This window comes from Streptomyces sp. 8K308 (assembly GCF_004348315.1).
Taxonomy (GTDB): domain Bacteria; phylum Actinomycetota; class Actinomycetes; order Streptomycetales; family Streptomycetaceae; genus Streptomyces.
Map to the genome: position 1 here is coordinate 1 of NZ_SMKC01000273.1, position 9,669 is coordinate 9,669.

Sequence of the window (9,669 nt, forward strand, 5' to 3'; positions counted from 1 at the left end):
CCACCGGGCCCCCGGCCGGCCCGACCCCCCGACCGGACCGGCCGCGCGGGGCTCGCTACCGCCGCCTCGCGGCGCGCAGCGGGGCGCCGACCCGGTGCATGTGACCGAGCGCCTGGCGGTAGGAGTCGAGCAGGCCCGTCTCGGCGTAGGAGACGCCGAGCTCCCGGCAGTGGTGGCGCACCAACGGTCGGGCCAGGCGCAGGTGCGGCCGCGGCATGCTGGGGAAGAGATGGTGCTCTATCTGGTAGTTGAGGCCGCCCATCAGCCAGTCGGTGACCAGCCCGCCGCGCACGTTGCGCGAGGTGAGCACCTGCCGGCGCAGGTGCCCCCAGCGCTCGCCGTCCGGGTCCGGTATCTCCATGCCCTTGTGGTTCGGCGCGAAGACGCAGCCCAGGTGCAGGCCGAAGAGCGCCTGGTGGATCAGCGCGAACACGACGGCCTTCCCCGGCGACATCGCGGTCAGCAGCAGCGCGGCGTAGCCCGCGAAGTGCGCCCCGAGCAGCAGCGCCTCTGTGGTGCGGGCCCGGCCCTGCCGCTCCCAGCCGTCGCCCGAGAGCACCATCTGGACGCTGGCGACCTTCAGGGCGATGCCCTCGAGCAGCAGCAGCGGGAAGAAGAGCCTGGCCTGGTGGCGGGTGAGCCAGCGGCCGAAGCCGACCCGCTTCTCCGCCTGGTGCTCGGCCCACACCATGACGCCGACGCCGACGTCGGGATCCTTGTCGAGGTGGTTAGGGTTGGCGTGGTGCCGGTTGTGCTTGTCGTTCCACCACGCGGAGCTCATCCCGATGAGCAGGTTGCCGTGGACGAGGCCGAGCAGCCGGTTGTACCGGCGGGTGCGGGCGATCTGGGCGTGTCCCGCGTCGTGGCCGTAGTACGCGGTGCGGGTGGAGAAGAGGGCCAGCGGCACGGCGAGCAGCAGCGTCCACCAGGTGTCGCCGGCGACCAGCACGCCGGCGACCACGGCGGCCAGGGCCAGCGCGTTGACGGTCATGCCCGTGGCGTACCAGCCGCGGCGTCGTTCCAGCAGCCCCTGTCCCCTGATCTGCCGCAGCAGCGGCGGGAACTCGCCCTCGGGCCTGCCGGCCGCTGTCTGGTCGGGCGCGCGCTGGATGGTCGGTGCCGGCGATGGGCTCATGGGGTCTCCGCAGGGGTCGATGAGAACACCCCTCACGCTAGAAAGCGCCATCCGCGCGGACCATGGCCGCAGCCCCCGCGTGGGGGGTGTACCTAACCCCCCTGCCGGGGCTGGGGTTTCCCGGCAGGGGCAGGGCCGCCGCGCGCGTTTCGGGTGGCGGCCGCGGATGGGGTACCCTCTGCGGCGCACGTGACTAGTCAAATTTGAGGAGACCACCGCGCTGTGACCGCGAACCCGGCGTCACCCGCCCAGCTCTCCGCCCTGGTCGGCCACGCGGCCGTCTTCCTGCCGGACGACCCGCCCCGGGCCTCCCGAATCGCGTTCTTCCCCGAGGAGTTTGACCCCGACGAGCCGTCCGACCTCTCCCCCGCCCTCCGCGAGCTGACCATCGAGCCGGTGACCGTGGCCGTCCCGCACCGCCAGGACGGCACCGTGCGGCCGCGCGTCGTCCAGGCCGTGATCCTGCCGGTGCGCGCCGCGCTGCCCGTGCTCACCAGGGCCCGCGCCGCCCGCACCGACGGCACCGCGGCCTACTGGGGCGCCGCCGCCGTGCTGGCCCTGCAACTGGCCGCCCGGGGGCGGCTGTTGCCCGGCCTGAGCCCGACCGACCACGACGCCTGGCGGCTCGGCCCGCTGGACGCCGCCGACGCGACGCGGCTGGCCGAACTGGCCGCCGCGATGCCCCCGCTTGCCCGCGCCGTGCCGCTGCCGGTGCCGGACGGCGGCGCGCAGGAGACGCCCCTGCTGCCGCGTCCCGAGCCGCTGCTGCGTGCCTTCCTCGACGCCGTCGCCGACACGCTGCCGCGCACTCCGGCCGCGGCGCTGGCGGCCGGCGGTCCCGCGTTCGCCGCCGAAGCGTCGCGGCGGCTGCCCGGGCAGCGCCCCTGGGCCGCCGCGGTCGCCGCCGGCCACGACGCGGGCGTCCGCGTCTCGCTGCGCGTCGAGGCGATGGCCCACGCCCGCGGCTCGGCCCCCAGGTTCCGCGCCGTGGTCCAACTGCACAGCCTGGCCGACCCGACCGTGGTCGCCGACGCCGCCGCGCTGTGGTCCGGCGCCACGCCCGCCACCGCCGCCTTCGGCCCGCGCGCCCGCACCGACGCGCTCCTCACCCTGCGCCGGGCCACGGCCGCCTGGGAGCCGCTGCGGCCGCTGCTCGGCGCGGCGGTGCCGGACGCCGTCGACCTCGCCGACGAGGAACTGGCCGAACTGCTCGACGTCGCCACCGCGCGTGCCCTCCAGGCCGCGGGCGTGGACGTGCACTGGCCGCGCGACCTGGTACGGCGGCTGACCGCCCGCGCGGTGGTCGGCGGCGACGACGGCCGGGCGCGGCCCGAGTCGGGGGCGCCGTCCGAACTCCCCCCCGACGCCCTGTTCGCCTTCGACTGGCGCTTCGCCCTCGGCGACACCGAGCTCACCAGGGCCGAACTCGACCAACTCGCCGAGGCCGGCCGGCCCCTGGTGCGGCTGCGCGACCAGTGGGTGATGGTCTCGCCTGACGAGCTGCGCCGGGCCAGGGAGCGCCGCGACCGCAAGGTGACCGCCCTGGACGCGCTGAGCGCCGTCCTCACCGGCAGCGCCGAGGAGGACGGGGAGCGGTTCGAGGTGGCGGCGATCGGACCGCTGGCGGCGCTGCGGGACCGGCTGGCGAACCCGGAGGCCGGTGACCGCGAACCGGTCGTCCAGCCACCGGCGCTCGCGGCCACCCTGCGCGACTACCAACTGCGCGGCCTCGGCTGGCTGCACCGGATGACCTCGCTCGGCCTCGGCGGCTGCCTGGCCGACGACATGGGCCTGGGCAAGACGATCACGCTCATCGCACTCCACCTGCACCGGCAGCTCACCCCGGCCACCGCGGGCCCCACGCTGGTGGTCTGCCCAGCGTCGCTGCTCGGCAACTGGCAGCGGGAGATCGAGGCCTTCGCGCCTGGCACCCCGGTGCGCCGCCACCATGGTCCGGCGCGCAACCTCGATGGCCTGGCGCCGGGCGAGTTCGTGCTGACCACCTACGGCACGATGCGGCTCGACGCTGCCCGGCTCGCCGGCGCCGCCGACTGGTCCCTGCTGGTCGCCGACGAGGCGCAGCACGTCAAGAACCCGTTCTCGGCGACGGCGCGCGAGCTGCGGACGATACCGGCGCGGGCCAGGGTGGCGCTGACCGGCACCCCGGTGGAGAACAACCTCACGGAGCTGTGGGCCATCCTCGACTGGACCACCCCCGGCCTCCTCGGCCGCATCGGCGCCTTCCGCACCCACTACGCCGACGCCGTGGAGGGGGGCGCCGACCCGGCGGCGGCCGACCGACTCGCCCGGCTGATCAGGCCGTTCCTGCTGCGGCGGCGCAAGAGCGATCCCGGCATCGCGCCGGAGCTGCCGCCCAAGACGGAGACCGACCGGGCCGTCGCGCTCACCGTGGAGCAGGCCGGCCTGTACGAGGCGGAGGTGCGCGAGGGCTTGGCCGCCGTCGCGGGGGCCGACGGTCTCGCCCGTCGGGGCCTGGTGATGAAGCTGCTCACCTCGCTCAAGCAGATCTGCAACCACCCAGCGCAGTACCTCAAGGAGAGCGATCCCCGGCTGCCGGGCCGCTCGGGGAAGCTGGAACTGCTCGACGAGCTGCTCGACACGATCCTGGCCGAGGGCGCGAGCGTGCTGGTCTTCACCCAGTACGTGCGGATGGCGCGGCTGATCGAGCGGCACCTTTCCGACCGGGGGGTGCCCAGCCTGCTGCTGCACGGCGGCACCCCGGTGCCGCGCCGTGAGGAGATGGTGCGGGCCTTCTCGGCGGGCGAGGCGCCGGTCTTCCTGCTCTCACTCAAGGCCGCGGGCACCGGGCTCAACCTGACCAGGGCGGAGCACGTGGTGCACTACGACCGCTGGTGGAACCCGGCCGTCGAGGACCAGGCCACCGACCGCGCCTACCGGATCGGGCAGGACCGGCCCGTGCAGGTGCACCGGCTGATCGCCGAGGGCACCGTGGAGGACCGGATCGCGCGGCTGCTGCGCCGCAAGCGAGCCCTGGCAGACGCGGTCCTCGGCTCGGGCGAGGGCGCGCTCACCGAACTCAGCGACGCCGAGCTCGCCGAGCTCGTGGCCCTGCGCGGCCCCGGCGGGATCGAGGAGGACGAACGATGAACGGCGCTTCCGACGACGCGGGCGAGGAGTTGGTCCTCGCCGCGCTGCCGCCCGTCGGCGGCCGGGGCTTCGCCATCACCTGGTGGGGCCGGAGCTGGTTGAAGGCACTCGAGGACACCGCGTTGGACACCGCGCGGCTGCGGCAGGGCCGGCGGGTCGCGCGGGGCGGCGCCGTTGGCGCGGTCTCGGTGCGCCCGGGGCGGCTGACGGCGGTGGTACGGGCCGAGGACGGCGCGCCCTACCGGGCGGACGTGCTGCTGCGGCGGCTGACAGACGCGGAGTGGGACCGGCTGCTGCGCACGGTGGCCGGCGAGGCCGGGCACATAGCGGCGTTGCTGGACCGGGACATGCCGAAGCGGCTGGTGGCGGACGCGCAGGCGGCGGGCGTCGACCTGCTGCCGGGCATCGGTGATCTCGACCCGGAGTGTGAGTGCGGCGAGTGGGACCACTGTTCGCACACCGCCGCGCTCTGCTACCAGGTGGCGCGGCTGCTGGACGCCGATCCGTTCCTGCTGTTGCTGCTGCGCGGGCGCGGGGAGCGCGAGCTGACCGACGAACTCCAGCGGCGCAGCGCGGCGCACGCCGAGCGCGAGCCGCGCGACTCCGCGCCCCGGGTGGCAGAGGCGGAGCCGGCGGCCGCCGCCTGGGCCGGGGCCGCGGCGCTGCCGCCGCTGCCCGGGCCGCCGCCGGCCGTGGAACGGCCAGGCACCGTACCGTCGTTGCGCACCGATCCCCCGGCCGGGGACGGGATCGACGTGGTGGCGCTTGAGTTCCTGGCCCGGGACGCGGCGGGGCGCGCCGCCAGGTGGCTCGCCGAGGCGCTGGCCCCGGGGCACGCCGGCACCGCGCCGCAGGCGCCGCTGAGCGTCTGGGAGGACGCGGTGCGCCTGGCGGCCGGCGAGCCGCCGGCGGCGGTGGTCGGGCGACTGACGCGCGGCTGCGGCCGGGGCCGGCGGGAGCTCGAGATCGCCGTGCGCGCCTGGGGGTTCGGCGGTCCCGCGGCCCTCGCCGCGCTCGCCGGCGAGCGCGGGGCGCCGCTGAGCGAGCCCGAACTCCGTCGGGTCAGGGAGCAGTTGGCCGCCGCGTGGGCGGACGAGGAGCGGCGTCCGGTGCTGCGCGGCGACGGCGACCGCTGGACGGTCGTCGGCGAGCGCGCGCAGCTGCGCCACGACGCGGCGGGCCGGTGGTGGCCGTACCGGAGGCGCGCCGGGCACTGGTGGCCGGCCGGTCCCGCGGAGCGTGACCCGGTGGCCGCGTTGGCCGCCGCGCGCGGCGCGGAAGCGGAGGACGGCGAGACGACGGGCGGCCGCGGCCCGGACGGGGATCCGGGCGCGGCCGCCGCCGGCCGTCAGGCCAGCGCCTCGAGCACCGGGTAGTAGCCGGCGCGCTGGCCGTCGGCGGTCGGGTGGTAGGAGTCGCCCACCGGCAGCGTGAGGCTGTGCAGCCACGGGGCGTCCGAGCAGATCTCGTGCCCGGTGAAGGCAGACCGCACGTCGCCGTAGGCGAAGCCGAAGTCGACCGCGCTCTTCTCGGTGACCTCGCTGAGGTGGTCGGCCGCGCCGTTGATGGCGGCGCGCGACTCCTCGCTGATGCCGAAGAGGCAGCCGCCGTTCAGCTGGTAGAGGCGCGGGTAGCCGAGCACCACCACCTCGGCGTTGGGTGCCCGGTCGCGGATCGCCTGGTACGTGGCGTTGAGTTGGCCTGGCAGGGTGTCGTCCATGTATGCCTCGGCGGCCGCCACCGCGGTGAGGCAGGCGCTGGTGCCGGAGAGCACGCAGGTCCGCATGGTGTCGCCGAAGCCCGCGTCGTTGCCGCCGATGCTGACGCTCACCAGGGTGGTGTCCGCGTCGAGCGGGCCGAGCTGGTCCTCGATGACGTCGGTGGTGCGGGCGCCGGCGCAGGCCGTGAAGTCGAAGGAGTCCGGGGAGTTGGCGTTCGCCCAGAGCACCGGGTAGGCGACGGTGCTGCGCCGGCAGTCTCCGCTGGCGCTGTCGTAGGAGCCGGCGCCGGCTCCTGACGAGTAGGAGTCGCCGAGGGCGACGTACGAGGTCGATGCGGCCGGGGCGGCCTGGATGGCCGACGCGGGGGCGAAGGCTGACACGCCAATGACGAGGACCGCGGTGGCGGTCGTGGTCACCCAGCGGCGAAGTCTCATGGCGACTCCCTGTGGGGTACCCGTGGAGGGGATGGGGGTGCTTCAGCGCCCTACCCCGCCAAGTCGTGCTCATGCCAAGGGAGTTACCGGTGATTAACAGCCCAGATGCGCGTCACGCTCTGGCGCGCCCCTCGATCAAGCCGCACGCCCCCGCTCCCGCACTCGCACCGATCGCGCACGGACTTTTCCCAGGGGTTGTCGAAAGCGGGACACCGTTCTAGCGTGATCGAACACGTCTGCACAGATAGCAACACCGGGGCGCGGTCATCGACGCCCGCCACCCGCCAGAGGAGGCCCATGTCCATCCGGCCAGTTGACGACCGGCTGCCCTACTACGAAAACCCCTCACCCGGCTCCGGCACCCTGCCCGCCCGCGCCTGGTACGCCGGCTCCGACGCGGCCCGGCTCTCCCTCGACGGCACCTGGGCCTTCCGCCTCTCCGCCACAGCCGAGGGCGGCGACACCGGCTTCGTCAAGGACGACGCCGACACCTCGGGCTGGGACGAGGTGACCGTGCCGGGCCACTGGGTGCTCCAGGGCCACGGCGCGCCGGCGTACACGAACGTCAAGTACCCCTTCCCCGTGGACCCGCCGCGCGTCCCCACCGAGAACCCGACCGGCGACCACCGCCGCGTCTTCGACCTGCCGGACGAGTGGCCGACCGACGGCGAGAGCGTGCTGCGCTTCGAGGGCGTGGAGTCCTGCGCCCGCGTCTGGCTCAACGGCCAGGAGCTGGGGACCTTCCAGGGCAGCCGGCTGCCGCACGAGTTCGCCGTCGGACCGCTGCTTCGCCCGCGTGGCAACGTGTTGGCCGTCCGGGTGCACCAGTGGTCCGCCGGCAGCTACCTCGAGGACCAGGACATGTGGTGGCTGCCCGGGATATTCCGCGAGGTCACCCTGCTGCACCGGCCCGCGCTCGCGCCCGCCGACTTCTTCGTGCACGCCGGCTACGACCACACCACGGAGACCGGGACGCTGCGGGTGGAGTGCGACCAGACCGGCCGCGTCACCGTCCCCGAGCTCGGCCTCGACCTCGCCACCGGCGAGGAGGCCACCGTCGCCGTCGAACCGTGGACCGCGGAGACCCCCCGCCTCTACGCCGGCGAACTGGCCACCGAGGGCGAGCGGATCCCGCTGCGCATCGGCTTCCGCACCGTGGGCGTCCAGGACGGCGTGTTCCGCGCCAACGGCCGCCGCGTGCTCTTCCGGGGCGTGAACCGGCACGAGTTCCACCCCGAACACGGCCGCGCGGTCGACCTCGCGACCATGCGCGAGGACATCCTGCTGATGAAGCGGCACAACATCAACGCCGTGCGCACCAGCCACTACCCGCCGCACCCGGCCTTCCTCGACCTGTGCGACGAGCTCGGGCTGTGGGTCATCGACGAGTGCGACCTGGAGACCCACGGCTTCGGCGAGATCGGCTGGCGCGGCAACCCGGTCGCCGACGAGCGCTTCGCCCCGGCCCTGGTCGACCGCGCGCGGCGGATGGTCGAGCGGGACAAGAACCACCCCTCGGTGGTGATCTGGTCGCTGGGCAACGAGTCGGGGTCAGGACCCGGCCTCGCGGCCATGGCCGGCTGGATCCGCGAGCGCGACCCGTCCCGCTCCCTGCACTACGAGCACGACCACGACTTCCCCGACAGCGACTTCTTCTCCCGGATGTACGCCTCGCACGAGGAGGTCGAGCGGATCGGCCGCCGCGAGGAGGAGCCGCTGCCCGACCCGGAGTTGGACGCCCACCGCCGCTCGCTGCCGTTCCTGCTGTGCGAGTACGCGCACGCCATGGGCAACGGCCCCGGCGGACTCGCCGACTACCAGCGGCTCTTCGAGACCTACGAGCGGACCCAGGGCGGCTTCGTCTGGGAGTGGATCGACCACGGCCTGCCGAAGCGCACCCCGGACGGGCGCCCGTACTACGGCTACGGCGGCGACTTCGGCGAGGAGTTGCACGACGGCAACTTCGTCTGCGACGGGCTGCTCTTCCCCGACCGCACCCCCTCCCCGGGGCTGCTCGAGTTCAAGAAGGTCATCGAGCCGGTCAGGATCACCGGCGACGCGGCCGCCGGCACGGTCACCGTCGCCAACGGGCACGACTTCGCCGGCGTCGACCACCTGGCGTTCACCTGGGCCTACGAGGTCGAGGGCGAGGCCGTGGCGAGCGGGGAGCTCACCGTGCCGCCGCTGGAGCCCGGCGGCACGGCCACCCTCCCGCTGCCGGCCACCCCGGCCGAGGCCCCCGCCGGCGAGGCCGTCTGGACGATCCGCGCCACGCTCGCGGCCGACGCCGCCTGGGCACCCCACGGTCATCTGGTCGCCTGGGGCCAGGTGCCCGCCGTGCCCGCGCCGCGTCGCGCCCCCGCCGGGCACGCGCTGGCCGCGGCCACGGCGGCGGACGGGATCCGGCTCGGCGCCGGCCGCTTCGACCCGGCCACCGGCGAACTGCTCGCCATCGGCGGGGTCGAGCTGGCCGAGGGGCCGCGCCTCGACGTGTGGCGGGCGCCGACCGACAACGACCTGGGCGCCTCCTGGCAGCCGCAGGCCCGGTTCGGCGTGATGTGGCGGGAGCTCGGGCTGCACCGCATGCGGCACCGGGTCGACGCGGTGGAGCCGACCGAGGACGGGCTCACCGTCCGCACCCGGGTCGCCCCCGCCGCCACCGACCTGGGGTTGCTCGCCGACTACCGCTGGACGGCGACTGGGGACGAGCTTCGGCTGACGGTCTCCGTCACCCCGCAGGGCGACTGGCCCTGCCCGCTGGCCCGCCTCGGGGTGCGTCTCGGGCTGCCGGCCGGGCTCGGGCAGGCCGAGTGGTTCGGCGGCGGTCCTGGCGAGGCGTACCCGGACACCGACCGGGCCGCCGTGCTCGGCCGCTACCGGATGTCGGTCGACGCGCTGCAGACGCCGTACGTCCGCCCCCAGGAGAACGGCGCCCGCAGCGACGTGCGGTGGGCGGAGCTGCGCGACGAGGACGGCGCTGGCCTGCGCATCACGGCCGACCCGGCGCCGTTCTGGTTCACCGCGCGCCGCTGGACCAGCGCGCGCCTTGACGCCGCGGCGCACACCACGGACCTGGCGCCGGAGGACACGGTCTGGGTCAACCTCGACCACGGCCAGCACGGCATCGGCAGCCAGTCCTGTGGTCCTGGCCCGCTGCCGCAGTACTACCTCACCGTCGAGCCGGCCGAGTTCTCGCTGGTCTTCACGCCGGTGACGGGCGGCTAGCCGCCCTGGCCCGCGCCCTCCCGCC

Annotated in this window: 5 protein-coding genes; 3 read left to right on the forward strand and 2 right to left on the reverse strand. The window is 75.1% G+C overall.

Annotated elements, in window-relative coordinates; genetic code table 11:
- Nucleotides 1-55 precede the first annotated feature (55 nt).
- Nucleotides 56-1,135, reverse strand: coding sequence for an acyl-CoA desaturase (locus E1265_RS27740; RefSeq protein WP_132933739.1), 1,080 nt, complete (start codon nucleotides 1,133-1,135; stop codon nucleotides 56-58).
- A gap of 222 nt (nucleotides 1,136-1,357) precedes the next feature.
- Here E1265_RS27740 and E1265_RS27745 point away from each other — a divergent pair, with 222 nt between their 5' ends.
- Both E1265_RS27745 and E1265_RS27750 read left to right on the forward strand, forming a co-directional pair.
- Complete coding sequence (locus E1265_RS27745; protein WP_132933740.1) at nucleotides 1,358-4,264, forward strand: DEAD/DEAH box helicase; 2,907 nt, start codon at nucleotides 1,358-1,360, stop codon at nucleotides 4,262-4,264.
- Entirely contained in the window at nucleotides 4,261-5,640 is a 1,380-nt protein-coding gene (locus E1265_RS27750; protein WP_243741156.1) for an SWF or SNF family helicase, read from the forward strand. Before E1265_RS27745 ends, E1265_RS27750 begins: the two co-directional genes overlap by 4 nt.
- Here the strand turns inward: E1265_RS27750 and E1265_RS27755 are convergent.
- On the reverse strand, nucleotides 5,613-6,419 hold the full coding sequence (locus tag E1265_RS27755; protein ID WP_132933741.1) for an SGNH/GDSL hydrolase family protein: 807 nt from the start codon (nucleotides 6,417-6,419) through the stop codon (nucleotides 5,613-5,615). The genes E1265_RS27750 and E1265_RS27755 overlap by 28 nt on opposite strands.
- 297 nt (nucleotides 6,420-6,716) lie before the next feature.
- Between E1265_RS27755 and E1265_RS27760 the strand changes: the two genes are divergently transcribed.
- The gene (locus E1265_RS27760; RefSeq protein ID WP_132933742.1) at nucleotides 6,717-9,644 is read left to right on the forward strand and encodes a glycoside hydrolase family 2 TIM barrel-domain containing protein; all 2,928 of its coding nucleotides are present in this window, start codon (nucleotides 6,717-6,719) and stop codon (nucleotides 9,642-9,644) included.
- The last annotated feature ends 25 nt before the right edge of the window (nucleotides 9,645-9,669 follow it).